The organism is Acidovorax sp. MR-S7, from assembly GCF_000400995.2.
Classification (GTDB): domain Bacteria; phylum Pseudomonadota; class Gammaproteobacteria; order Burkholderiales; family Burkholderiaceae_C; genus MR-S7.
Genome location: NZ_DF238897.1, coordinates 158,360 through 182,550 on the forward strand (window position 1 = coordinate 158,360; position 24,191 = coordinate 182,550).

The window sequence follows — 24,191 nt, forward strand, 5'->3', positions numbered from 1 at the left end:
GAACGGTGCCAATGATCGATTTCAATGAATCTTTAATGAATAGGTGCAAACCACTAAAAGATTCAATCGAATCGACATTCGATATTTCAAGAGGGGAAAGCTATACTTCATTCCCATGGACATGCCCGCCCCGCCCGATGAGGACACCAACCCCTTGTTCAACCAGTCGCTGGAAAAAGGGCTGGCCGTGCTCTGCGCCTTCAGCGCGCAGCGGCGCAGCATGACGCTGGCCGACGTGGCGACGGCCGCGGGCATCAGCAAGAGTTCGGCGCAGCGCATGGTGTTCACGCTCGAGCAGCTCGGCTTCGTGCGCAAGCATCCGCAGACGCGGCGCTACCAGCTCACGCCGCGCGTCATGCGCATCGGCTTCAACTACCTCGCAGCCAACCCGCTGATCGACCTGGCCAACCCTTACCTGTCGGAACTCACCAACGTGACGACCGAGACCACCTGTCTCACCGAGCCCGACGGGCTGGACATGGTCTACGTGGCGCGCTTCATCAGCGCCCAGTTCGTGCCCGTGCACATGCCCATCGGCAGCCGCATCCCGATGTACTGCACAGGCTCGGGCCGCGCCTGGCTCAGCGCGCTGCCGGACGCCGAGGCGCTGGCGCTGCTGCGCGCCAGCGAGCGCGTGGTCCACACCCGCCATACCCTCACCGACGAGGCCGCCATCCTGGCCGAGCTGGGCCAGGCGCGCCAGCGCGGCTACGCCATCAACCGCGAAGAGCTTTTCCTGGGCGACATGACGCTCGGCGCCCCGGTGATCGGCAGCCATGGCCGGCCTGTGGCGGCCGTGCACATCGTGGCGCCCACGAGCCGCTGGACGCCCGAGGAGGCCGAAAGCCGCCTGGGCCCCGCGCTGCTGGCCTGCGCCCGCTCGCTGAGCAATTCGGTGCGCGCGCTGGCCTAGCGCAGCACCTGCACCTGCATGGTGCGTGCCATGCACCGTTCCCGTTTCCCTTTCCAAGGAGTCGCACCATGGGTATCCAGATCATCCGGCAGAGCGCCACCGCGCCTGACTTGCAGGACCACGGCACCGTCGCCGTACCGCTGAGCGCGCCCGCCTGCGCCCTGCGCGGGCTGGACGTGGCCATCCCGCAGCGCCCCGGCACCGAGACCGGGCTGTGGGAGTGTTCGCCGGGCCGCTTCCAGCGCCAGGTGGCCTCGGGCGAGGTCATGCACATCCTCGCGGGCGCGGGCTGCTTCCTGCCCGACGCCGCGGGTGCTGAGCCGGTGGAGTTCCGTGCGGGCGATACGCTGTTCTTCCCGCCCGACACGCGTGGGGTATGGGAGATCCGCGAGACGGTACGCAAGCTCTACGTGATGGTCTGAGGGTGGTCCGCAGGCGCATGCAGCGGCGCTTGCGTTTATCCTTGCCGGCAGCCCCGGCAAGGCCGGGTGCGGCCCCCACGATACGCACACCACACCCATGATCGAAGCCACCCTCTGGCACCCCGTCGCCGCGGTGCAGGACATAGCCCAGGCCCCTTGGGCCGCGCGCCTGCTGGAGCGCGACATCGTGCTCTGGCGCGACGCCGATGGCCTCCTGCAGGCCTTCGCCGACCAGTGCCCGCACCGCGGCGCGCGCCTCTCGCTGGGCCGCGTGCACGGCGGCCGGCTCGAGTGCCCCTACCACGGCTGGCAGTTCGCCGCGAACGGCCAGTGCGTGCACGTGCCTGCACTGCCGCATTTCACGCCGCCGGCCACGCACTGCGCCCGCCACTACGAAGTGCGCGAGGCCCACGGCCTCGCATGGGTGCGGCTGGAGGCGGGAGATGCGCCGCTGCCCGCCTTCGCGGCGGAGGACGATGCGCACCTGCGCAAGCTCCTGTGTGGCCCCTACGACGTGGCGGCCAGCGCGCCGCGCATCGTGGAGAACTTCCTCGACATGTCGCACTTCGGCTTCGTGCACGAGGGCTGGCTGGGCGCGCGCGAGGCCGCGGCCATCGAGGACTACCGCGTGGAGCGCACGCCCACCGGCCTGCGCGCCACGGGCTGCAAGGCCTGGCAGCCGCAGTCCAATCTGCATTCCACGGCGCCCGCGCAGGTGGAGTACGAATACGAGGTGACGGGGCCCTACGCGGCCGTGCTCACCAAGGTGCCCGAGGCGGGCACCACCGCCGTGCAGGGCTGGCGCGAGTCCATCGCGCTCTACATCTGCCCCCTCGCGCAGGAGGCGAGCCGCGTGTGGTTCCGCCTGGCCGTGGCCGACTTCGACGCGCCCGACGAGAAGCTGCGCGCCTTCCAGCACACCATCTTCACGCAGGACCAGCCGGTGCTCGAATCGCAAAGGCCCGGGCGCCTGCCGCTCGACCTGCGGGCGGAACTGCACACCGCCGCCGACAAGGCATCCTCGGCCTACCGCCGCTACCTCCAGGCCAGCGGCATCACCTTCGGAGTCTGCTGATGTACAAGGTCCCGCCCATCGCCCCCGAACGCCTGCCGGGCCTGCTGGCCGCCATGCCCAAGGCCGAGCTGCACATCCACATCGAGGGCTCGCTGGAGCCCGAGATGATCTTCGCGCTGGCCGCGCGCAACGGCGTGGCGCTGCCCTATGCCAGCGTGGAGGCCCTGCGCCGGGCCTATGCCTTCACCGACCTGCAGAGCTTCCTGGACATCTACTACGCGGGCGCCAGCGTTCTGCTGCACGAGCAGGACTTCTACGACATGGCCCGCGCCTACCTTGCGCGGGCAGCGGCTGACAACGTGGCGCACGCCGAAATCTTCTTCGACCCGCAGACGCACACCGCGCGCGGCGTGGCGATGGAAACCGTGGTGAACGGCCTGCACCGCGCCTGCGCCGACGCACGCGCGGATCTGGGCATTTCCGCGTCGCTGATCCTGTGCTTCCTGCGCCACCTGAGCGAGGAAGACGCCTTTGCTACGCTGGAGCAGGTGATGCCGCTGCTGGACCGCATCGTCGGCGTGGGGCTGGACAGCAGCGAGGTCGGCCATCCGCCCGAGAAGTTCGCGCGCGTGTTCGCACGCTGCCGCGAGCTGGGCCTGCACGTGGTGGCCCACGCGGGCGAGGAGGGGCCGCCGGCCTACATCTGGAGCGCGCTGGACGTGCTTAAGGCCGAGCGCATCGACCACGGCGTGCAGGCCGTGCACGACGCGGTGCTGATGCGCCGCCTGGCCGAGGAACGCATCGCGCTCACCGTGTGCCCGCTGTCCAACCTGAAACTGCGCGTGTTCCCGCGCCTGGAGGACCACAACCTCAAGCAGCTGCTGCAGGCGGGCCTGGCGGCGACGGTGAACTCGGACGACCCGGCCTACTTCGGCGGCTACCTCAACGCCAACCTCACGCAGACCTTCGCCGCCGTGCCGCAGCTCACCGCGCGCGATGCCTACCAGCTCGCCTTCAACAGCTTCGAGGCCAGCTTCTCGCCGCAGGCCGACAAGCGCGCCTGGGAGCACCGGCTCAAGGAATGCTTCGAGCGCTACGTCGAGAACGACTAGCCGCCGCAGCGCGATAGCGTCTATCCTGTGCACGCCCGCCGCTGCGCCGCAGCGGACCCGGGGGCGATAACGACAGGAGACAACGCATGAGAGAGAGCATCCACCGCGGCGCATGGCCGCGTTCCGTGCTGACCCTGGCCGCCGTGGCGGCACTCGCGGCCTGCGGAGGCAGCGGCGGGGGCGATGGCAGCACCTACAGCGCCGAGATCCGCCGCACCACCATGGGTGTGCCGCACATCAAGGCCGGCAACTGGGGCAGCGCCGGCTACGGCTTCGGCTACGTGCAGGCGCAGGACAACCTGTGCACCATGGCCGACTCGTTCCTCACCTACCGCGGCGAGCGCTCGCGCCACCTCGGCGGCAGCGCGCAACTGGTCTACAACAGCACGCTGGGGCGGCCGCGCAACATCGACTCCGACTTCTTCCACCGCCACGTCATCTCCGACGAGGCGGTGGATCGCACGATGGCGGCGCAGCCGGCCAAGCTGCTGCAGATGGTGGAGGGCTTCGCCGCGGGCTACAACCGCTACGTGCGCGAGGCCAAGGCCGGCGGCTCGGCCCATGCGGCCTGCCGCAGCGAGGCCTGGGTGCAGCCCATTACCGCACGCGACGTGTGGCGCCGCATCTATGCCGCCAACCTGGCGGGCGGCTACAGCAACTTTGCGGAGGCCATCGCCAATGCGCAGCCGCCGCAGGCCAAGGCCGGCGCGCAGGAGCCCGCCGCCTTCGAGCCGGGCCGCACGCGTGCGCCGAGCCTGCAGGTGGGCGGCGAGCTGGGCGTGGGCAGCAACATGTACGGCTTCGGCACGGCGGCCACGGGCGAAGGCAGCGGCGTGCTGTTCGGCAACCCGCACTGGTACTGGAAGGGACCGGACCGCTTCTACCAGGCGCAGCTCACCATCGACGGGGAGGCGAACGTGAGCGGTGTGTCCTTCCTCGGCCTGCCGGTGATCCAGATCGGCTTCAACGACAGCGTGGCCTGGAGCCACACGGTGTCCACGGCGCGGCGCTTTGGCTTCTTCCAGCTGTCGCTCGTGCAGGGCGAGCCCACGAGCTACCTGCGCGACGGCGTGCCGGTGAAGATGAAGCCCGCCACCATCACCGTGCCCAGCCGCAATGCCGACGGCTCGGTGAGCGACGTGACGCGCACGCTCTACCACTCCGAATTCGGCCCGCTCGTGAACCTGGCGGGCCTGAACCCCGCGCTTGCCTGGAGCCAGGGCACGGCCTTCGCGATCCGCGACATCAACGGCGAGAACTTCCGCACGCTGCGCACCTGGATGCGCTGGAACCAGGCCAAGTCGCTGGACGAGTTCATCGCCATCCAGAAGGAAGAGGCGTCGATCCCCTGGGTCAACACCGTGGCCGTGGGCCGGGGCAGCGCCAAGGCCTGGTACGCCGACATCGGCGCCGTGCCCAACGTGTCGCCCGCGCAGACGGCGGCCTGCACCACGCCGTTCGGCATGGCCGTGGGCCAGGCGCTGCCCAACGTGCCGTTCTTCGACGGCTCGCGCAGCGAGTGCGACTGGCTCACCGACGCCGACTCGGTGCAGAAGGGCGCCGTGGGCGTGTCGCGCATGCCCAGCCTGCAGCGCGACGACTACGTGGGCAACATGAACGACAGCTACTGGCTGGCCAACGTGCATGCGCCGCTCACGGGCTATCCGGCCATCTTCGGCCCGGCCGGCACCAGCGCGCAGACCCTGCGCACGCGCATGGGCCACACCATGGCGCTGGAGCGGCTCGCAGGCACCGACGGCTATGCGGGCAACAAGGCCACCAGCGCCGTCGTGCGCGAGATGGTGCTGGGCAGCCGCGTGTTCTCGGCCGAGCGCTTCAAGGACGAGGTGCTGGACCTGATCTGCACGCCCGCGCAATGGACGGTGAACGGCGCGGCGGTGGACGCCGCCCAGGCCTGCGCCGTGCTGGCCGCGTGGGACAACCGAGGGCGCAAGGACTCCAGGGGCTCGCACCTGTGGGACGAGTTCTGGAGCCGCGTGCCCACCGCCAGCCTGTTCACGGTGCCGTTCAGCGCGGCCGACCCGCTGAACACGCCGCGCGGCATCAACGCCGCGGCGGCCGACGCGCTGCGCCAGGCCATGGCCACGGCCATCGCCCGGGTGGGGCAGAGCGGCTACGCGCTGGATGCGCCGCGCGGCGAAGTGCTCTACGCCACGCGGGGCGGCACCCGGCTGCCCCTGTATGGCGGCTGCGGCGCGATGGGCTACTTCACCATCACCTGCTCGGAGAACGACATCACCCAAGGCGGCTACAGCATGGACGGACAGCCCAACGCCAGCAACAGCTACATGCAGGTGGTGAGCTTCCCGGCCAGCGGCGTGCAGGCGCACACCTTCCTGACCTTCTCGCTGTCGGACGACCCGGCCTCGCCGCACCATGGCGACTACACCAAGGCCTACAGCGCCGGGCAGTGGCTGCGCGTGCCGTTCACCGAGGCGGAGATCACCGGCAACGCCGACTACCGCACGGCCACCGTGAAGGAGTGATCCTGCAAGCCCCGGCGGGGCGGGGCCTTTCCGCCCCGCCGGGCGTCACAGCGCCGTGCGCAGGCGCCAGATCTCGGGGAACAGCACCACGTCGAGCATTTTGCGCAGGTAGCTCACGCCGCCGGTGCCGCCGGTGCCGCGCTTGAAGCCGATCACGCGCTCGACCGTCGTCACGTGGCGGAAGCGCCAGAGGCGGAAGGCATCCTCCAGGTCGGCCAGCTCCTCGCCGAGTTGGTACAGGTCCCAGTGCCGCTTCGGGTCGCGGTACACGGCCAGCCAGGCCTGCTCCACCGCGTCGCTGGCCTCGTAGGGCTGGGTGAAGTCGCGCTGCAGGTGGCTGGCGGGCACGCCGAGGCCCCGGCGCGCCAGCAGGCGCAGGGCCTCGTCGTACAGCGAAGGCGCCTCGTACGCGGCCTGCACCTGCGCCAGCAGGTCGGCGCGATGGGCATGGGGGCGCAGCATGGCCGCGTTCTTGTTGCCCATGGCGAATTCGATGCAGCGGTACTGGTAGCTCTGGAAGCCGCTGGACTGGCCCAGGAAGGGCCGCATGGCCGTGTATTCGGGCGGCGTCATGGTGGCCAGCACGTCCCAGGCGTGTACGAGCTGCTCCATGATCTTGGACACGCGCGCGAGCATCTTGAACGCGGGCTGCAGGTCGTCCCGCGCCACGTGGGCGATGGCGGCGTGCAGCTCGTGCAGCATGAGCTTCATCCACAGCTCGCTGGTCTGGTGCTGCACGATGAACAGCATCTCGTCGTGCGCGGGCGACAGGGGCTTTTGCGCGCCCAGGATGGCGTCGAGCTGCAGGTAGTCGCCATAGCTCATGCTGCGGCTGAAGTCGAGCTGCGCGCCTTCCGCGCGCACGATGGATTCGTTGGTGGGGTTCATGTCACTGCGTTGATCTGGTGGAACACGGGGCTGCGCCACTCGCCGCTCTCCAGCACCTCGCGCAGGTGCCGCACGGCGTGCCACACGTCCTCGAAGCCGGTGTAGAGCGGCGTGAAGCCGAAGCGCAGGATGTCCTTGTGCGGCCCCGCGCCGCCGTCGCCCTTGCGGAAGTCGCCGATCACGCCGCGCGCGATCAGCGCCTGCACGATGGCGTAGGCGCCATCATCGCGCGTCAGGCACACCTGCGAGCCGCGCCGCGCGTGCGCGCGCGGCGTGGCCAGGCCCAGGCCGTGGCCCTGGCAGGTTTCTTCCACCAGGCGGATGAACAGGTCGGTCAGCGCCAGCGACTTGGCGCGCAGCGCGGCCATGCCGCCGAACTGCGCGGCCTCGGTGTAGACGTCCAGCCCGCACTGCAGCACGCCCATGCTGACCATGGGCTGGGTGCCGCACAGGTAGCGCTGGATGCCCTGGGCCGGGTGGTAGTCGGGCACGAACCGGAAGGGCTCGGCATGGCCGAACCAGCCCGCTAGCGGCTGCCAGAAGCGGTCGATGAGGCGCGGGTGCGCCCACACGAAGGCCGGCGCGCCGGGCCCGCCGTTGAGGTACTTGTAGCTGCAGCCCACGGCGAAGTCGGCGCCGGCGCCGTGCAGGTCCACGGGCACGGCGCCCGCGCTGTGGCACAGGTCCCAGACGCAGACGATGCCCTGCGCATGCGCGGCGGCCGTGACGGCGGCCATGTCGTGCATGGCGCCGGTGCGGTAGTTCACATGGGTGAGCATGCAGATGGCCACGTCGTCCCGCAGCGCGCCGGCGATCTCCTGCGGTTCGAGCAGCACCAGCTCCAGCCCGTATTCCTGGCACACGGACTGGGCGATGTAGAGGTCGGTCGGGAAGTTGCTGTGCTCGCTGATGAGCTTTCTGCGGCCCGGCGCGTCCTCGCGCACGATGCGGGCGGCGGCCGTCAGCACCTTGTAGAGGTTGATGGAGGTGGTGTCGGTGAACACCACTTCGCCCGGCCCCGCGCCGATCCAGGGCGCGAACTGGTCGCCCAGGCGCCGGGGCAGTTCGATCCAGCCGGCGCTGTTCCACGAGCGGATCAGGCCCTGGCCCCACTCCTGCTGCACGATCTCGGCCGCGCGCGCCGCAGCCGCCCGGGGGCTGGCGCCCAGCGAATTGCCGTCCAGGTAGATCACGCCCTCCGGCAGCACGAAGCGCTCGCGCAGCGGGCGCAGCGTGTCCTGCGCGTCCAAGGCCTGGCAGTCTTGCAAAGTGGTCATGGTGTTCCTTTTTTGATAGCTGCTCGCGCTTGACTGGAAAGCGCTGGAGCCGCTTTTTGTTTAATACGTGCTACAGCGCCCGCAGCACCGCCCGCACCGGCGAGGCGTCGGCGGTGGTCAGCTTGAGCGGCAGCGCGATGAGTTCGTAGTCGCCCTCGGGCACCGCGTCGAGCACCAGGTTTTCCAGCACGCGCAGGCCGCGCCGGCGGATCACCTGGTGGCTGGGCAGCGCCTTGCTGTCGGCCGGGTCGATGCTCGCGGTGTCGATGCCGATGAGCGCCACGCCCAGGTCGGCCAGCCGCTCCACCGTCTCTGGCGCATAGGCGGCCAAATCGGCGTCCCAGCGGTCCACGGGCATGCGCGCATAGGTGCGCACCAGCACGCGCGGGGGCAGGCCCTGCACGGCGTGGGCGATGTGACGCCATTCGACGAGCGGCCCGCAGCCGATGGCATGGACCACGCGGCACGGGCCCAGGAACGGCTCCAGCGGCACCGCGCCGATGGCCTCGCCCGCCGGGTCGTAGTGCAGCGGCGCGTCGGCGTGCGCGCCCACGTGGGGCGAGAGGGTGAGGGCGCTCACGTTGACCGGGCAGCCGGGGGCGATGGAGGCCGTCCACTGCGCCTGGTAGGGCGTGTCGCCGGGAAAGACCGGGCTGCCCGCGTGCACGGGCGGGGAAATGTCCCACAGGGGGCGGGTGGAAGCAGGGGCGCGATGCATGGCCGCCGACCTTAGCGCGCTGGTGGCGCCGTGGTGTCGGTTATCTGCAACGCTATGGATAAAGGAGCTGGCAGCGCTTGCCAGTCAAGCGCTGGAGGGCGAAATCACTCCTGAAATGCCGGCAGCCCGTGGCGCCGGCGCGCGCGCTGGCAAGCGTCGCTGCCGGCCTCGAACTCGCGGCACGGCGAAGGGCGCCACTCATAGATGCCGCAGGCCGCGCGCTCGCCCACCCGCCCCGTGAGCGCGGCGCAGCGCGGTGATGCGTGGTCGGTGCCGCGCATGCGGCGCAGGCCTGCGTTCACCTCCACGGTCAGGCCGTCGGGCACGTCGCCGCCGTATTCCTGGGTTTCGTGGACGGAGAAGTCGACGCGAAAGCTCGCGCAGCAGGCGCCGCAGGTCAGGCAGGGGTGGGTCATCGCTGGAAGAGGGGAGGGCTCGGGCGCATTGTGCGGGCACCGGCGATGGTGCACTCGGGCGGCGGGTCTCTGATTTCGGTCAGCCCCTGGGGAAATACCCGCTTGTAAAATGAGAATTAATCCTATTCATAAATCCACGAGTTTCCACATGAATCAACCGCGCGACGGTGCCGCCAGTTCGCAGGCCATTGGCCTGGACGCCTTGCCCAGGGGGGTGCCCGCCACGGTGGCCGGCCTCGCCGAAGGCGGGCACGACAGCGTGCGCGCCATGGTGCTGCGGCTGATGGAGATCGGCTTTCTGCCCGGCGAGCCCGTGCGCGTGATCGCCAGCGGCTTCCCGTCGGCCGATCCGCTGGCCGTGCGCGTGGGCCAGGCCACGTTCGCGCTGCGCCGGCACGAGGCCGCGCTGGTGCAAGTGCGCGTGGACGCGGCGGGGGCAGGCGCATGAGCGCGCAGCCTTTGCATGTCGCCCTGCTGGGCAACCCCAACTGCGGCAAGACGGCGCTGTTCAACCTGCTGACCGGCGCGCGCCAGAAGGTGGCCAACTATGCCGGCGTGACCGTCGAGCGCAAGGAGGGCCACCTGACCACGCCGGGCGGGCGCCGCGTGCGCGTGCTGGACCTGCCGGGCGCCTACAGCCTGCATGCCCAGAGCCTGGACGAGGCGGTGACGCGCGACGTGATTACCGGCCGCCGCGCGGGCGAGCCCGTGCCCGAGCTGCTGGTCTGTGTGACCGACGCCACCCACCTGCGCCTGAACCTGCGCCTGGTGCTGGAGGCGCGCGCCCTGGGCCTGCCCATGGTGCTGGTGCTGAACATGAGCGACATGGCGCAACGCCAGGGCATCGAGATCGACCGCGCGGTGCTGGCGCGCGAGCTGGGCATGCCCGTGGTCGGCACGGTGGGCGTGCGCCTGGACGGCGCGCGCGAGCTGTTGCAGTGGCTGGACACGGCGCAGCCCGTCGCCGCTGCAGCGCCGGCAGTGCAGCCGCAGGCCCGGCCCGCGCTCAACGCGCTGGAGGACGATCGGCCCCAGCGCGTGGAGCAGCTGCACCAGGAGGTGCGCCGCATCATGGGACTGGCCGTGCGCGAGCCCCAGGTGCGCTTGCAGCGCGACGACCGCATCGACGCCGTGGTGCTGCACCCGCTGTGGGGCGCGCTGCTGCTGGCGGTGACGCTGTTCCTCATGTTCCAGGCCGTCTTCAGCTGGGCCGAGGTGCCCATGGGCTGGATCGAGGGCGCCACGGCCGCCGGCGCGCAGTGGCTCAACGCCCACATGGCCGAGGGGCCGCTGCGCGGGCTGCTCACCGAGGGGCTGATCGCCGGCGTGGGCGGCGTGGTGGTGTTCCTGCCGCAGATCCTGATCCTGTTCCTGTTCATCCTGGCGCTGGAGGAATCGGGCTACCTGCCGCGCGCAGCGTTCCTGCTGGACCGCCTCATGGGCACGGTGGGGCTGTCCGGGCGCTCGTTCATCCCGCTGCTGTCGAGCTTCGCCTGCGCCGTGCCGGGCATCATGGCCACGCGCTCCATTCCTGACTGGCGTGACCGGCTGGTGACCATCATGATCGCGCCGCTCATGACCTGCTCGGCCCGCCTGCCGGTGTATGCGCTGCTGATCGCGGCCTTCATCCCCGAGCGCACCGTGGCCGGCGTGTTCAACCTGCAGGGCGTGGTGCTGTTCGCGCTGTACCTGGGCGGCATCTTGAGCGCCATGGCCGTGGCGGCCGTGGCCAAGCTCGCTCGCCGCGGCGGCGGCGCCGCGCCGCTGCTCATGGAGCTGCCGGCCTACCGCTGGCCCAGCCCGCGCAACCTGCTGCTGGGGCTGTGGGAGCGCGCGCTGATCTTCCTGCGCCGGGTGGGCGGCATCATCCTCACGGTGACGGTGCTGTTGTGGTTTCTGTCCACCTACCCTGCGCCGCCCGTGGGCGCCACGGGCCCGGCCATCGAATACAGCTTCGCGGGCCGCATCGGCGCGGCGCTGGCGGTGGTCTTCGCGCCCATCGGCTTTAACTGGCAGATCAGCATCGCGCTGGTGCCCGGCATGGCCGCGCGCGAGGTGGCGGTGAGCGCGCTGGGCACGGTGTACGCCATCGCCGCGTCGGCCGACGAGACGGCCGAGCAGCTCGCCCCGCTGCTGGCCAGCCAGTGGCCGCTGGCCACGGCGCTGTCGCTGCTGGTGTGGTTCATCTTCGCGCCGCAATGCGTCTCCACCATCGCCGCCGTGCGGCGCGAGACCAACGGCTGGCGCTGGCCGCTCGTCATGACGGCCTACCTGTTCGCGCTGGCGTACCTGGCCAGCTTCATCACCTACCGCGTGGCCGTCGCCCTGGGCGGCGGCTGAGCGGGGAAAGGAGCAACGGCCTATGTGGCAAGAGATCCTTACCGGCGCCATCGTCGCCGTGGCGGCCATCGCGCTGCTGTGGCGCTTCCTGCCCCAGCGCTGGCGGGCGCGGGCGGCCAGCGTGCACCCGGCCCTGGGGCCGACGGCCAAGCCGGGCTGCGGCGGCTGCAATGCCTGCGGTGGCGAGCGCTGCGCACCGACGCGCAAGCCGTAGCTGCTGCTACCAAACAAGGAGCTGCTTGCGCTTGCTATATATGGTTTTCAGATGATTTTCATGCTGGAACCAGTATCTGACAAGCGCGGGCAGCTCCTTTTTTCATAGAACCGAGCGTCCGCGTCAGGCGGCGTTCCGCCACCGCTCCACCTCGTCTTCCGCCAGCGCGGGCAGGCCGAGCTTGGCGCGCGTGTCGTGGCAGCCGTAGGAGGCGAACGGAAAGTCGCGGCAAGTGCGGGGGCGCACCGCGTAGATGCCGCAGCCAATGCAGCCTCCGCCCAGTTCGGCCAGCGCGACGCAGCGCACGGGGTGGCGCTCGGTGCCGTTCATGCGGCAGCGATTGCCGCCCGCCTCGTGGACCAGGGCATCGGGCACGGTGCCACCCATGGACTGCAGTTCGTAGACGGAGAACTCCACGCGGTAGTTCTGGCAGCACGCGCCGCAGTGCAGGCAGGGGTGGACGGGTTCGGGCATGCGGGTTCCTCGGGATTCAGGCGCATCGGCAACGGGCCGCGCTCCGCGCAGGGCGGAGGGCGGCCGGAAAAAGGGGCGATGGGGGCATGCGCAAAGGGCATGCCGCGCTGAAGCGGGCGCTAGGTGTGGCCCTGGAGGAACTTCAGGTAGAAGGTGTGGATGCGCACCTGCAGCGCATGCACGCGCGCCGCCATGCGCCGCGCGGCGGCGTGCAGCTCAGGCGCGCGCAGGCGCTGGCGGTCGGGGCGGGGCGGGTGGCCCGGGCGCGTGGGGTGGGGTTGCGCCGGGGCCAGCATGGGAAGGGTGTGGGAAGGGCCTTATACGCGGCCGAGCAAAAGGTACTCCATGAGTGCCTTTTGCACGTGCATCCTGTTTTCCGCCTCGTCCCAGACGACGGACTGGGGGCCGTCGATCACGTCGGCCATCACTTCCTCGCCGCGGTGCGCGGGCAGGCAGTGCATGAAGAGGGCGTCGGGGCGGGCCGCGGCCATCATCTCGGCGTCCACGCACCAGTCGGCGAAGGCCTTGCGGCGGGCCTCGTTCTCGGCTTCGTAGCCCATGCTGGTCCACACGTCGGTGGTCACCAGGTCGGCGCTCTTGCAGGCTTCGAGCGGGTCCTTGAAGACCTTGTAGCAGCCCTCGCGGGGGGGGCGGCCGCCGAAGGCGAGCTTCTCGTCCACCTCGTAGCCGCCGGGCGTGCTCACGTGCACCGTGAAGCCCAGCAGGTCGGCGGCCTGCAGCCAGGTGTTGGCCATGTTGTTGCCGTCGCCCACCCACGCCACGGTCTTTCCGGCGATGGAGCCGCGGTGCTCGATGTAGGTGAACAGGTCGGCCAGGATCTGGCAGGGGTGGAACTCGTTGGTCAGGCCGTTGATCACCGGCACGCGCGAGAACTCGGCGAAGCGCTCGATCTTCTCCTGGCCGAAGGTGCGGATCATCACCAGGTCCACCATGCGGCTGATGACGCGCGCGCTGTCCTCGATGGGCTCGGCGCGGCCGAGCTGGCTGTCGCCCGTGGTCAGGTGCACCACCGAGCCGCCGAGCTGGTACATGCCGGCCTCGAAGCTCACGCGTGTGCGCGTGCTGGCCTTCTCGAAGATCATGGCCAGCGTGCGGTCGGAGAGCGGGTGGTGCTTCTCGTAGCTCTTGAACTTGCCCTTGATGATGGCGGCGCGCGAGAACAGGTAGTGGTATTCGTCGGCGGTGAAGTCGCTGAATTGCAGGTAATGCTTCATACGGGGTCGATTGTCTTCATTCGGCCAGGAAGGCTTTGACCAGCGGGGTCAGCTTGGCGACGATCTCGTCGGCCTCGGCGGTCGTCAGTATCAGCGGCGGCACCAGGCGGATCACGCTGTCGGCCGTGACCGACAGCAGCAGGCCCGCTTCGGCTGCGCGGCCGATCAGGGCGCCGCAGGGCTTGTCCAGCTCGATGCCCAGCATCAGGCCCTGGCCGCGGATGTCCTTCACGCCGGGCAGGCTGCCCAGCTCGCGCTGCAACGCGGCCTTCAGGTGGTCCCCTACCTTCGCGGCGTTGGCCAGCAGGCCCTCTTCTTCCATGATGCGCAGGGTCTCCACGCCCGCCCGCATGGCCAGCGGGTTGCCGCCGAAGGTAGTGCCGTGGTTGCCGGGCTGGAGCACGTCGGCGGCCTTCGGGCCGGCCACGACGGCGCCGATCGGCACGCCCGAGCCCAGGCCCTTGGCCAGGGGCATCACGTCGGGAACGATGCCGGCCCATTGGTGCGCGAACCATTTGCCGGTGCGGCCCACGCCGCATTGCACTTCGTCGATCATCATGAGCCAGCCGCGCTCGTCGCACAGCGTGCGCAGCTGCTGCAGGTATTCCACGCGCATGGGGTTGATACCGCCTTCGCCCTGGATGGTTTCAAAGAACACCGCCACGACGTTGGGATTGCCTTCGGTGGCTTTCCTGATGGCCTCGATGTCGTTGAGCGGCACGCGGATGAAGCCTTCGACCAGGGGGCCGAAGCCGCTGTAGATCTTGGGGTTGCCCGTGGCCGACATGGTGGCGATCGAGCGGCCGTGGAACGCCTTCTCGTAGACCACGATCTCGGGCTTGGCGATGCCCTTGTCCACGCCGTACTTGCGCGCGATCTTGAGTGCGGCTTCGTTGGCCTCCAGGCCGGAATTGCAGAAGAACACGTTCTGCATGCCCGACAGCTCCACGAGCTTGGCGGCGAGCTGCTCCTGCCCCGGCACGTGGTAGTAGTTGGAGGTGTGGATCAGCTTGGCTAGCTGGTCCTGCAGCGCGGGCACCAGCTTGGGATGGTTGTGGCCGAGCGTGTTCACGGCGATGCCGCCGAGTCCGTCGAGGTACTCCTTGCCGTTCACGTCCCACACGCGGCAGCCCTGGCCGCGCTCCAGCGCGATGGGCACGCGGCCATAGGTGTTCATCACGTGGGGCGAGGCAGCCTCGACGAATGCGGTCATGCGGAAATCTCCAGACGGTACGGTGACGAAAAAACGAAGCACGATTCTAGGGGCTGCCCTCGTGCGCAACGTTGAGGATTGCGCATCACTGTCATGCAGGCGCGGAGGGGCATTGGGGTCAAGTCTTCTATAAGAGTTAGAATCGCGGGTTCGCGGCGCACAAGGCCGCGGCCCTCTCCAACGACCCCATACCGATGGTTGCTCCCTCTTCCAAAGAAGTCTTCATCCAAGGCGTGACGCACGAAGGGAGAACCTTCCGGCCCAGCGACTGGGCCGAGCGGCTGGCAGGCGTCATGAGCCAGTTCCGCCCCGGCGGCGCGCGCACCTCGCCCGGCAGTCACCTGGGCTATTCCCCCTGGTGCCTGCCCACCGCGCTGAACGGCGTGAAGTGCGTGGTGGTCCACCGCGACCTGCAGGACCACGAGCCCCTGGCCTGGGACTTCGTGATGAACTTCGCGAAGGACAACGGCCTGCAGGTCGCCGAAGCCTGCCTGCTGCCCGACCCCAAGGCCTGACCCCTCAGGCCTTTTCTTTTGGGCGCCCGGCACTGCGTGCCGCGGGCACAAAAAAACCGCCCGAAGGCGGTTTTTCTGCTTTGCTGACAGCGCACCCGTTGCAAACGGCGGGCGGCAGGGCCGCCCGGGCTGTTGCCTGAAGAGGGTCAGGCGGCCAGGGCCAGGGCTTTCACCTTGGCGGACAGGCGGCTCTTGTCGCGAGCGGCCTTGTTCTTGTGGAAGATGCCCTTGTCGGCGATCGTGTCCAGCACGGACTGGGCCTTGGCGAACAGCTCGGTGGCCTTGGTCTTGTCGCCGGCCAGGACGGCCTTCTCGACGTTCTTGACGGCGGTGCGGTACTTGGAGCGCAGCGAGGTGTTCGCGGCGTTCAGCTTGAGGCCTTGGCGGGCGCGCTTGCGGCCCGATGCCAGGCGGGGGTTTTTTTTCTTCGGCTTAGCAGATGCCATGATGTGTGTTCCTTGTGTCTGAGGATGTTGTCAGCAAAGCCGACCATTATAGCGCAGCCGCCGTTTTCGGGTCGCCGCGCCGGCAAGCGCATACACTCGCGGCAGTGTCCCTGTTCAAAGCTGCCTCCACCGTTTCGCTGCTGACCCTGGCCTCGCGCGTGACGGGCCTGGTGCGCGACCTGCTCATGGCCTCGATGTTCGGGGCCAACGTGCTCACCGACGCGTTCAACGTCGCTTTCCGCATCCCCAACCTGTTTCGCCGCCTGTTCGCCGAGGGGGCGTTCAGCCAGGCCTTCGTGCCGGTGCTGGCGGCGCACAAGGCCCAGCATGGCGAGGAGGCCACGCGCGGCCTCGTCGATGCCGTGGCCACCGCCTTGTTCTGGGTGCTGCTGCTGGCCTGCGTGCTGGGCGTCGCGGGCGCGCCGCTGCTCGTGTGGCTGCTGGCCAGCGGGCTGCGGCAGGATCCGGCGGGCTTCGACGCGGCCATCGTCATGACGCGCTGGATGTTCCCCTACATCGGCTTCATGTCGCTGGTGGCGCTGGCCGCGGGCGTGCTCAACACCTGGAAGCGCTTCGCCGTGCCGGCGGCCACGCCGGTGCTGCTGAACCTGTGCATGATCGCCGCCGCGTGGCTGGGCGCGCCGCAGCTCGCGGCGCGCGGCATCGAGCCCATCTACGCGATGGTGGGCGGCGTGATGGCCGGCGGCGTGCTGCAGCTGGCGGTGCAGGTGCCGGCCCTGGTGCGCCTGGGCCTGCTGCCGCGCATCGGCATGACCTGGGGACGTGTGCGCGCCGCCTGGGGCGACGCGGGCGTGCGCCGCATCCTCACGCTGATGGCGCCTGCTCTGCTGGGCGTGGGCGTGGCGCAGATCTCGCTGATGATCAACACGCAGATCGCCTCGTACCTGCAGCCGGGCAGCGTGACCTGGCTGTTCTACGCCGACCGGCTCATGGAGTTTCCCACCGCGCTGCTGGGCGTGGCGCTGGGCGTGGTGCTCACGCCGCAGCTCGCGGCGGCCCGGGCGGCGGGCGACGGCGAGCGCTATTCGGCCATGCTCGACTGGGGCCTGCGCATCGTGGTGCTGCTGGCCGTGCCTTGCGCCGTGGGGCTGCTGGTGTTCGCCCAGCCGCTGGTGGCCACGCTGTTCCACCACGGCGCGCTGCAGGGCAGCGACGTGGGCCGCATCTCGGTGGCGCTTGCGGGCTATGGCGTGGGCCTGCTCGGGCTGGTGGCCATCAAGGTGCTGGCGCCGGGCTACTACGCCAGCCAGGACATCCGCACGCCGGTGCGCATCGCCATCGTGGTGCTGGTGGCCACGCAGCTCATGAACGTGGCGCTGGTGCCGCTGCTCGCGCATGCGGGGCTGGCCCTGTCCATCGGCCTGGGGGCGCTCATCAACGCGCTGTGGCTGCTCACGGGGCTGGTGCGGCGCGGCAGCTTCCAGCCGCGGCCGGGGTGGGCGCGCTTCGCAGGGCAGGTGCTCGCGGCCAGCGCGCTGCTGGCGGTGTTCCTGGCCTGGGGCGCGCAGCACTTCGACTGGCTGGCGCTGCGCGCCACCGAGCTGCGCCGCGCGGGCCTGCTGGCGCTGCTGCTGTGCGCGGCGGTGCTGCTCTACTTCGGCGCGCTGTGGGCCTGCGGGCTGCGGCTGCGCCAGCTACTGCGCCGTTGAGACCATGCCGCTGCGCTACGACGTTCCCACGCCCCTGGAATATTTCGCCGCCCTGGTGCAGGGCGACGACGTGCCGCTGCTGGAGGCGGCCGCCTGCATCGCGCACGACGAGGAGCCCGGGCTGGACGTGCAGCAGATCCTGGGTGACATGGACCAGCTCCAGGCCCGCCTGCGCCGCCGCATGCCGGCCGACGCGGGGGCGCTGCAGCGGCTGGGCGCGCTCAACCAGTTCTTCTACGGCGACCTGGGCTTCAGCGGCAACCTGAACGACTACTACGCGCCCGACAACAGCTACCTGCATGCCGTGCTGCGCACGCGGCGCGGCATCCCGATCTCGCTGGCCGTGCTCTGGCTGGAACTGGCGCAGGGCGTGGGCCTGCGGGCGCAGGGCATCGCGTTCCCGGGGCACTTCCTGGTCAAGGTGCTGCTGCCCGCGGGACAGGTGGTGATCGACCCGATGACGGGCGAGTCGCTCTCGCGCGAGGCGCTCGCCGAACGGCTGGAGCCCTTCCGGCGCGGCGGCACGGAGGATGCGCGGCACGAAGCGCCGCTGGGGCTGTACCTGCAGGCCGCGACCGCGCGCGACATCCTGGCGCGCATGCTGCGCAACCTCAAGGAAATCCACCGCGCGCGCGAGGACTGGGAGCGCCAGGTCGCCGTGCAGGACCGCCTGCTCGTGCTGCAGCCGGACGCCTGGACGGAGTGGCGCGACCGCGGCCTGGCCCGCGCGGAGCTGGGCCATCACCGGCAGGCGGCTGAAGACCTGGAAATCTATCTCGCCCACGCGGCGCAGGCGGACGACGCGCAGGCGATCACCTCCCTCGTGGGCGCGCTGCGCCGCGCCTGACGACGGTTTGTCACACGGCGGACACGGAATGCGGCCACCATGGCCGCTGCCTTCGTGCCTCCTTCCGCCCATGACTTTTTTCTCCGACCTTCCCTCCCAAGACATCCTGCAGCGCATCGCCGACGAACTGGTGGACGGCTACGACGAAGAGCTGGAGCTGGAAATCGAAGACCGCCAGTGGGACGAGGAGGGCGTGCGCTCCCCCCTGGACCGGCTGGAGCGCCAGCGCTACTTCCGCGAGCTGTTCCGCCTGCAGGGCGAGCTGGTCAAGCTGCAGGACTGGGTGCAGCACACGCGCCAGAAGGTGGTGATCCTGTTCGAGGGGCGCGACGCGGCGGGCAAGGGCGGCGTGATCAAGCGCATCACCCAGCGCCTGAACCCGCGTGTGGTGCGCGTGGCCGCGCTGCCCGCGCCCAACGACCGCGAGCGCACGCAGTGGTACTTCCAGCGCTACGTGGCGCACCTGCCCGCGGCGGGCGAGATCGTGCTGTTCGACCGCAGCTGGTACAACCGCGCGGGCGTCGAGCGCGTCATGGGCTTTTGCACCGACGACGAGTACGAGGAGTTCTTCCGCAGCGTGCCGGAGTTCGAGAAGATGCTCGTGCGCTCGGGCATCACGCTGGTCAAGTACTGGTTCTCCATCACCGACGAGGAGCAGCACCTGCGCTTTCTGGGCCGCATCCACGACCCACTCAAGCAGTGGAAGCTCAGCCCCATGGACCTGGAGAGCCGCGTGCGCTGGGAGGAATACACCAAGGCCAAGGAGGCGATGCTGGAGCGCACCCACATCCCCGAGGCGCCGTGGTGGGTGGTGCAGGCAGTGGACAAGAAGAAGGCGCGGCTCAACTGCATTGCGCACCTGCTGGGCCAGCTGCCCTACGAGGAAGTGCCGCACCCCGCGGTGGTACTGCCGGCGCGGGTGCGCAACCCGGACTACTTCCGCCAGCCCGTGCCCGCGTCCATGTACGTGCCCGAGGTGTATTGAGGCGGCCAGGCACTATCAAAAAAGAAGCTGCTTGCGCTTGATGTTCAATAGCTTCAGCATGTTTTCATGCTGAAACCTTGATGTACCAAGCGCAAGCAGCTATTGTTTTCGCGTAGCGTCAGGCGGCCTTGACGGCCAGCACCGGGCAGGGCACGTTCAGCAGGATCTCCTGCGCCATGCTGCCCAGCAGCAGCTTGCCCACGGGCGAGCGCTTGCGCAGGCCGATGATGAGCACCGACACCTGCAGCTGCTCGACCATCTCCTCGATTTCCTCGATCGCACTCTTGCCACGCACGAACTGCTTGAACTCCGCCTGGATGGGCAGCGCCGACAGGCGCTCCTCGACGCGCTCGGCCTCGTAGCCGTTGATGAGGCTCGGGTCCTCCTGGCGGCCGCCCGGGCCGGCGTTCACGACGACGAGGCGTTCGTTGCGGCGGGTGGCGATTTCTATGCCCTTGTCCAGCGCGGCCTGGCCTTCGGGGCGAGGAACATAGGCGACGAGAATGGTCATGCGGTGTCTTCCTTGGTTGTGTTGAATCGGGGTGGCGCAAGGCTGCGGCACAGCCGGCAGGATAGCCCAACGCCCCGGCGTTGGCGAGGGGCTCAGGTCAGGCGTCGCGCTGCGCCGACGGCGTGCCGGCCGGCCCGAAATGCCGCCACGCGCGGCGCGCCAGGCCGTCCCGCTTCGATCACTTTGCGGCGTTAACGGCCCAATCGTCGCGCGAGCAGCGCCACGCCCAGCACCAGGCCAGCGCGGCGGCGGCCGTCAGGCCCGCGAGCATGGCGGCGGCGCCCGCCGCATCCAGCGCCACGCCCGCGGCCAGCGGCACCAGCATGCGGCTGCCCGCGAACAGGCTGGCCTGCCAGCCGTAGTCGAACGCCTGCCAGCGCGGGCGGGCGAATTGCATCATCAGCCCGAACACGCAGGCGGACGCGGCGCCCATCGCCGCCGCCACGCACATGACGGCCGCCGCCATGCCCGCCGCCGGCGCGCCCAGCCCCACGGCGGCGGCCAGCAGCGCCAGCGCCGCCACGTTCAGGCCCGCGTACAGCGGCAGCGCGCGCGCCATGCCGATGCGCCGCGTGAGCAGCGGCGAGGCTGCGCCCGCCAGCGCCGCCACCACGCCGCCCGCGATGCCCGCCAGCCACGCGGCCTGCGCGGGGGCGAAGCCGTGGTCGAGCAGCAGCGGCTTCAAATAGAACCACGCCGCCCCGATGAACGGGAAGTAGCTCACCAGCAGCACCGCCCAGCGCCACGCGCCGGGCTGCGCGCCCCAGCCGCGCACCAGCGCGGCGAGGTGGGGGCGCGGTGCCTGGGGCTGCGGCGCGTCGGCGGGCTCGCGGCGCACCGCCCAGGCCAGCAGCAGCGTGCCGCTGGCGAGCGCCGCGGCCAGGCACGCGAAGGGCGCGCGCCAGCCCCAGCGGGCCTGCACCAGCAGCATCAGCCCGCCGCCCGCGATGGCCCCGAGCGACAGGGCTGCCGCGCGCACGCCTCCGGCGCGCATGCGCTCGTCGGGCGGCAGCAGGCGGATGGCGAGCGCGCTCACGGGAATGTCGGCCCAGGTGGCGGCCAGCGCGGCGGCGCAGGCCAGCGCGAACAGCCAGGCGCGCTGCGCCAGCAGCTCCTGCCAGCCCAGCGCCAGCAGCACCGCCGCATAGCCCAGGCACAGGGCCAGCGCCCAAGCGCGGTAGCGCGGCGCACCGCCCGCGCCGCGCGCTTCCACGGGGGCGGCCAGCGCGAACTTGAGCAGCGCGGGCAGGCCCGCGAGCTGGAATAGCCCGATGGCCGTGCCTGACCAGCCATGCTGGCGCATCACCAGCGGCAGGCCCAGCCACAGATAGACGCTGGGCGCGGTGAGCGTGAGGTGCAGCCAGCCGAACAGGGCCTGCAGCAGCCAGGCGGGGCGGGCGTTCATGCGGCGGGCCTGCGAGCGACGAGCACGCCCAGCGGCGCCATCGGGAAGGCGGGCGACTGCATCTCTTCGATATGTATGAACCCGGCCTGCGCCAGCAGCGCGCGCAGCTCGCCCCGGCGCGTCACGCGGCGGCCCAGCAGGCGCATGGGCAGGTAGTAGGGCAGCACGCGCAGCGCCTCGGCGGGCGCATCGGGCACCTCGGCATGGGCGCAGACGAAGACGCCGCCGGGCGCCAGCGCCGCGAAGACCTTGGCGACGGCCGCTGCGGCGTCGGGCACGAAGTGCAGCACCGACGAGCACCACACGAGGTCGTAGTCCGCGCCGATGCCGCCTTGCGCCAGATCGCCGCCCAGGGCGGTGAAGCGATCGAACAGGCCGGCCTCGAGGGCGTTCTGCGCCGCCACGGCCACGGCTTCGGGCCAGTCGAATACGGTGGCGTGCAGCGCGGGCCGGGCCTGCAGCAGCGCCAGCGCGATCCAGCCGGGGCCGCCGCCCAGGTCGAGCAGGCGGTGCGCGGCGGCGGCTTCGGGCACCTGCTGCAGCACGGCCAGCGCGGCGGGCACGCTGACCGCGCGTTGCTCCTGGCCAATCTGCGCGCGAGCGGCGGTGGCCCAGCCCTCGGCGGCGGCGGGTAGCAGCGGGGCGGCCTGGCCGTCGCCCTGCGGGCCGTGCTCCAGTTGGCCTTGCATCAGGCTGCTGGCGCGGCGCAGCGAGCGCAGGCGGAACAGCCACGCGCCGCCGCAGTTCTGAGGCGAGTCGCCGTGCAGATAGCGCTGGGCGAAGGCCGAGAGGCGGTAGCTGGAGGCGTCGCGCTCCAGCACGCCCATGCTCCAGAGCAGTTCCAGCCAGAGCGCGGTGTTGGGCGCGTGCCAGCCCAGCGCCTGGGCGAGCGCGCCGGGCGTGTGCGGCTCGGCCAGGCGGTCGAGCGCGCCGGATTCGAGCGCCAGCACCAGCGCCTCGGCCTGCACCTGGGCGGTGGCGAGGTTCCACAGCGGCTGCAGCGGGTGAGGGGTGTTCATGGCGTCTTCCTCCATCACATGCGCCACGTCAGCCGCAGGCCCAGCTCGCGTGGCGGGCTGTAGACGACGACCTGGCCGTTCAGGTAGCCCACGGCGTCGTAGCGCCGGTTGGCGGCGTTGCGCACGTAGGCCGAGATTTCCCAGGGGCCGCTCGCATAACCCGCGGCCAGGTTCAGCAGCGCGTAGCCGGGGCGGGTGTAGCGGTTGGCTGCGTCCAGATAGACCTTGCCCGTGCCCTGCACCGCCGCCTGTGCCCACCAGCCGCGCGGCGCGTCGTAGCGCAGCGCGAGGTGCGCGTTGACGTCGGGCGCAAAGGGGTTGCGGTGGCCGTCGTAAACGGCAGCGCCGTCGCTGAAGCGCCCGAAGCGCGTGCGGTTCAGCCCTAGCGCCGTCTGCAGTTGCCAGCCACCGCTGAACACGTAGTCCAGCTCCAGGTCCAGCCCCGTGGAGCGGGCGCGCGCCGCGTTCGTCATGTAGACCACGCCGGGCAGGCCCATCTGCTGCACCTGCATGTCGCGCACCTGCTGGGTGTAGAGGGCGGCCGCGTAGCGCAGGCGCTGATCCAGCAGCCGGCCCTTGGCGCCGATCTCCACGGCGCGCACCGTCTCGGGCGCGTAGCCCGCATAGCCCATCGCGGGCGAGAACACGTTGAAGCCGCCCGCGCGGTAGCCCTCGCTGTAGGTGGCGTAGACCTGCGCCGTGGGCGCCCACTGGTACTGCAGCGAGAGCTTGGGGCTGAAGCGCGACCATTCTTCGCCGCGCCGCGCGCTGCCCTGCGGCGTCAGCCGCACGCGGTTGCGCTCGATGCGCGCTCCGACGGTCAGCGTCCAGCGGTCGGCCAGCGGCACCGTCCAGTGCGTGAACAGGGCGGTGGTGCTGCCGCCGAGCCGGGCCGTGGGCCGCATCAGGCCGGTGGGCAACTGCTGCTCGTAGCGCAGGTCGTGGCCGTCGCGGTCGGCGTAGAGGCCCGCGAGCCAGCGCGCGCCCCGCGTCTCGCCTTCCAGGCGCAGCTGCTGCGAGGTGGTGGCGAGGCGGTAGTCGCGCTTCACGTGCATCAGGCTGGCGGGCTGGAAGTCGGTGTCCTGCAGCACGCGGTCGTCGAAGACGTTGCGCGCGGTGATGGAGCGCAGCCGCAGGCCGGGGCCGAAACGGTGCGACACGTCGAGCGACAGCGTGCGTCCGCGCGAGCGGTTCCAGCCCTCCGTGCCCGAGTTCACGCTGGCGCGCGGTGCCTGGACGCTGCCCCAGAGCGACGCGCCGTCGTCCCAGCGCTGCGCGGCGTAGCGCAGGCTGGCCTCGGTGGCGGTGGTAGGCGTCCAGCGCAGCACCAGGCGCCCGCTCTGGCGTTCGCGCCCGTCCACGCGCTGGCCCGTGGACTGGTGGCGGATGAAGCCGTCCTGCTCCCGCCATTCGCCCGACAGGCCCAGGTAGAGCTGCCCGGGCACCAGCGCACGGCCCAGCTCCAGGCTGCCCGCGCGCTGGCCGTGGCTGCCCGCTTCGCCGGAGAGCGCGGCATAGGGTGCATCGCCCGGCTGGCGCGTGATGATGCTGACCACGCCCGCCTCGGCATTGCGCCCGTGCAAGGTGGACTGCGGGCCGCGCAGCACCTCCACGCGCTCCACGCCCTGCAGGCTGTGGTCGAAACCCTGGGCCATGAGCGTGGGCACGCCATCGACGAGCAGCAGCGTCGATGATGAGAACGAGACGAAGTTGGCCGTCAGACCGCGCATCACCGGCGGCTGCGTGGCCGACTGCCCGAACGCCTGGAACGTGAAGCCCGGCACCTGGGCCGCCAGCGCGTCGAGGCCGTGGATGCCGGTGGATTCCAGCGCCGCGCCATCAAACACCGAGACGCTGGCGGGCAGCGCGTCCAGGCTCTCGGCCTGCTTGTTCACGGTGACGGTGACTTCGGGCAGCACGGGCTGCGCGCGGGCGGCGCCGCACAGCGCCAAGGCGGCGGCGAGGGGCGCAAGAGGCCAGCGGTGAGGGGATGGCATGGGGTTCTCGTCCTTTCCAGGAGGGCTAAGGGATGGCCGTCCAATTCTGGGA

The 24,191-nt window shown here is 70.5% G+C and carries 25 protein-coding genes; 12 read left to right on the forward strand and 13 right to left on the reverse strand.

Translation table 11 applies throughout. The features are described 5' to 3' along the window. Positions 1-115: 115 nt before the first annotated feature. From AVS7_RS02970 to AVS7_RS02990, 5 genes are all read left to right on the forward strand, one after another. Positions 116-913, forward strand: coding sequence for an IclR family transcriptional regulator (locus AVS7_RS02970; RefSeq protein ID WP_020227033.1), 798 nt, complete (start codon positions 116-118; stop codon positions 911-913). Positions 914-981: 68 nt separating this feature from the next. Continuing rightward, the gene (locus AVS7_RS02975; protein ID WP_020227034.1) at positions 982-1,335 is read left to right on the forward strand and encodes a cupin domain-containing protein; all 354 of its coding nucleotides are present in this window, start codon (positions 982-984) and stop codon (positions 1,333-1,335) included. 97 nt (positions 1,336-1,432) lie between these two features. Further along, on the forward strand, positions 1,433-2,410 hold the full coding sequence (locus tag AVS7_RS02980) for an aromatic ring-hydroxylating dioxygenase subunit alpha (protein WP_020227035.1): 978 nt from the start codon (positions 1,433-1,435) through the stop codon (positions 2,408-2,410). After that, the gene (locus AVS7_RS02985) at positions 2,410-3,462 is read left to right on the forward strand and encodes an adenosine deaminase (RefSeq protein ID WP_020227036.1); all 1,053 of its coding nucleotides are present in this window, start codon (positions 2,410-2,412) and stop codon (positions 3,460-3,462) included. Before AVS7_RS02980 ends, AVS7_RS02985 begins: the two co-directional genes overlap by 1 nt. A gap of 86 nt (positions 3,463-3,548) precedes the next feature. Then, on the forward strand, positions 3,549-5,969 hold the full coding sequence (locus AVS7_RS02990; protein ID WP_020227037.1) for a penicillin acylase family protein: 2,421 nt from the start codon (positions 3,549-3,551) through the stop codon (positions 5,967-5,969). Positions 5,970-6,014: 45 nt separating this feature from the next. Here the strand turns inward: AVS7_RS02990 and kynA are convergent, their stop codons facing one another. The 4 genes from kynA to AVS7_RS03010 all read right to left on the reverse strand — a co-directional run bounded on the left by kynA (position 6,015) and on the right by AVS7_RS03010 (position 9,268). Further along, positions 6,015-6,857 carry a tryptophan 2,3-dioxygenase gene (gene kynA, locus AVS7_RS02995; protein WP_020227038.1) on the reverse strand — a complete coding sequence of 281 codons (843 nt, stop codon included), beginning with the start codon at positions 6,855-6,857 and terminating at the stop codon, positions 6,015-6,017. Then, the gene (gene kynU / locus AVS7_RS03000) at positions 6,854-8,134 is read right to left on the reverse strand and encodes a kynureninase (RefSeq protein ID WP_020227039.1); all 1,281 of its coding nucleotides are present in this window, start codon (positions 8,132-8,134) and stop codon (positions 6,854-6,856) included. Before kynU ends, kynA begins: the two co-directional genes overlap by 4 nt. A 70-nt stretch (positions 8,135-8,204) precedes the next feature. Then, a complete protein-coding gene (gene kynB, locus AVS7_RS03005) occupies positions 8,205-8,852 on the reverse strand; it encodes an arylformamidase (protein WP_024000854.1) in 648 nt (215 codons plus the stop codon). Positions 8,853-8,956: 104 nt separating this feature from the next. Continuing rightward, positions 8,957-9,268, reverse strand: coding sequence for a YkgJ family cysteine cluster protein (locus tag AVS7_RS03010; protein ID WP_020227041.1), 312 nt, complete (start codon positions 9,266-9,268; stop codon positions 8,957-8,959). Between the two features lie 148 nt (positions 9,269-9,416). On the opposite strand from AVS7_RS03010, the gene AVS7_RS03015 reads away from it, so the two are divergent. Genes AVS7_RS03015 through AVS7_RS03025 form a run of 3 tightly spaced genes read left to right on the forward strand, consistent with a single transcriptional unit; the run spans position 9,417 to position 11,822 of the window. After that, positions 9,417-9,716: a FeoA family protein gene (locus AVS7_RS03015; protein WP_020227042.1), complete on the forward strand. Its 300-nt coding sequence runs from the start codon at positions 9,417-9,419 to the stop codon at positions 9,714-9,716. After that, positions 9,713-11,608 carry a ferrous iron transporter B gene (locus AVS7_RS03020; RefSeq protein ID WP_020227043.1) on the forward strand — a complete coding sequence of 632 codons (1,896 nt, stop codon included), beginning with the start codon at positions 9,713-9,715 and terminating at the stop codon, positions 11,606-11,608. The genes AVS7_RS03015 and AVS7_RS03020 overlap by 4 nt, the downstream gene beginning before the upstream one ends. Before the next feature lie 22 nt (positions 11,609-11,630). Next, complete coding sequence (locus tag AVS7_RS03025; protein WP_020227044.1) at positions 11,631-11,822, forward strand: hypothetical protein; 192 nt, start codon at positions 11,631-11,633, stop codon at positions 11,820-11,822. A gap of 123 nt (positions 11,823-11,945) precedes the next feature. Here AVS7_RS03025 and AVS7_RS03030 read toward each other — a convergent pair whose 3' ends face one another. The 4 genes from AVS7_RS03030 to AVS7_RS03040 all read right to left on the reverse strand — a co-directional run bounded on the left by AVS7_RS03030 (position 11,946) and on the right by AVS7_RS03040 (position 14,744). Beyond that, entirely contained in the window at positions 11,946-12,296 is a 351-nt protein-coding gene (locus AVS7_RS03030) for a YkgJ family cysteine cluster protein (protein WP_020227045.1), read from the reverse strand. A gap of 119 nt (positions 12,297-12,415) precedes the next feature. Next, entirely contained in the window at positions 12,416-12,592 is a 177-nt protein-coding gene (locus AVS7_RS24680; RefSeq protein WP_020227046.1) for a hypothetical protein, read from the reverse strand. Positions 12,593-12,613: 21 nt separating this feature from the next. Continuing rightward, on the reverse strand, positions 12,614-13,531 hold the full coding sequence (argF, locus tag AVS7_RS03035; RefSeq protein WP_020227047.1) for an ornithine carbamoyltransferase: 918 nt from the start codon (positions 13,529-13,531) through the stop codon (positions 12,614-12,616). 16 nt (positions 13,532-13,547) lie between these two features. Next, positions 13,548-14,744, reverse strand: a complete 1,197-nt coding sequence (locus AVS7_RS03040; RefSeq protein WP_020227048.1) for an aspartate aminotransferase family protein — start codon at positions 14,742-14,744, stop codon at positions 13,548-13,550. Between the two features lie 194 nt (positions 14,745-14,938). Here AVS7_RS03040 and AVS7_RS03045 point away from each other — a divergent pair, with 194 nt between their 5' ends. Further along, the gene (locus AVS7_RS03045) at positions 14,939-15,259 is read left to right on the forward strand and encodes a DUF3579 domain-containing protein (protein WP_024000855.1); all 321 of its coding nucleotides are present in this window, start codon (positions 14,939-14,941) and stop codon (positions 15,257-15,259) included. Between the two features lie 146 nt (positions 15,260-15,405). On the opposite strand, the gene rpsT is transcribed toward AVS7_RS03045, so the two are convergent. Further along, a complete protein-coding gene (rpsT, locus tag AVS7_RS03050; protein WP_020227050.1) occupies positions 15,406-15,705 on the reverse strand; it encodes a 30S ribosomal protein S20 in 300 nt (99 codons plus the stop codon). A gap of 104 nt (positions 15,706-15,809) precedes the next feature. On the opposite strand from rpsT, the gene murJ reads away from it, so the two are divergent. The 3 genes from murJ to ppk2 all read left to right on the forward strand — a co-directional run bounded on the left by murJ (position 15,810) and on the right by ppk2 (position 19,207). Continuing rightward, positions 15,810-17,375, forward strand: a complete 1,566-nt coding sequence (gene murJ / locus AVS7_RS03055; protein ID WP_020227051.1) for a murein biosynthesis integral membrane protein MurJ — start codon at positions 15,810-15,812, stop codon at positions 17,373-17,375. A gap of 4 nt (positions 17,376-17,379) precedes the next feature. Continuing rightward, the gene (locus tag AVS7_RS03060) at positions 17,380-18,222 is read left to right on the forward strand and encodes a SirB1 family protein (protein ID WP_020227052.1); all 843 of its coding nucleotides are present in this window, start codon (positions 17,380-17,382) and stop codon (positions 18,220-18,222) included. Positions 18,223-18,292: 70 nt separating this feature from the next. Continuing rightward, on the forward strand, positions 18,293-19,207 hold the full coding sequence (gene ppk2, locus AVS7_RS03065; RefSeq protein ID WP_020227053.1) for a polyphosphate kinase 2: 915 nt from the start codon (positions 18,293-18,295) through the stop codon (positions 19,205-19,207). A 118-nt stretch (positions 19,208-19,325) separates the two neighbouring features. Here the strand turns inward: ppk2 and AVS7_RS03070 are convergent, their stop codons facing one another. The 4 genes from AVS7_RS03070 to AVS7_RS03085 form a co-directional block, all read right to left on the reverse strand. Then, positions 19,326-19,718 (reverse strand): universal stress protein, encoded by a 393-nt coding sequence (locus AVS7_RS03070; protein WP_020227054.1) that lies wholly within the window; start codon positions 19,716-19,718, stop codon positions 19,326-19,328. A 178-nt stretch (positions 19,719-19,896) separates the two neighbouring features. Further along, a complete protein-coding gene (locus AVS7_RS03075) occupies positions 19,897-21,123 on the reverse strand; it encodes an MFS transporter (protein ID WP_020227055.1) in 1,227 nt (408 codons plus the stop codon). Further along, complete coding sequence (locus AVS7_RS03080) at positions 21,120-22,142, reverse strand: methyltransferase domain-containing protein (RefSeq protein WP_024000856.1); 1,023 nt, start codon at positions 22,140-22,142, stop codon at positions 21,120-21,122. Before AVS7_RS03080 ends, AVS7_RS03075 begins: the two co-directional genes overlap by 4 nt. 14 nt (positions 22,143-22,156) lie before the next feature. Beyond that, entirely contained in the window at positions 22,157-24,139 is a 1,983-nt protein-coding gene (locus AVS7_RS03085) for a TonB-dependent receptor (protein ID WP_024000857.1), read from the reverse strand. Between the last annotated feature and the right edge of the window lie 52 nt (positions 24,140-24,191).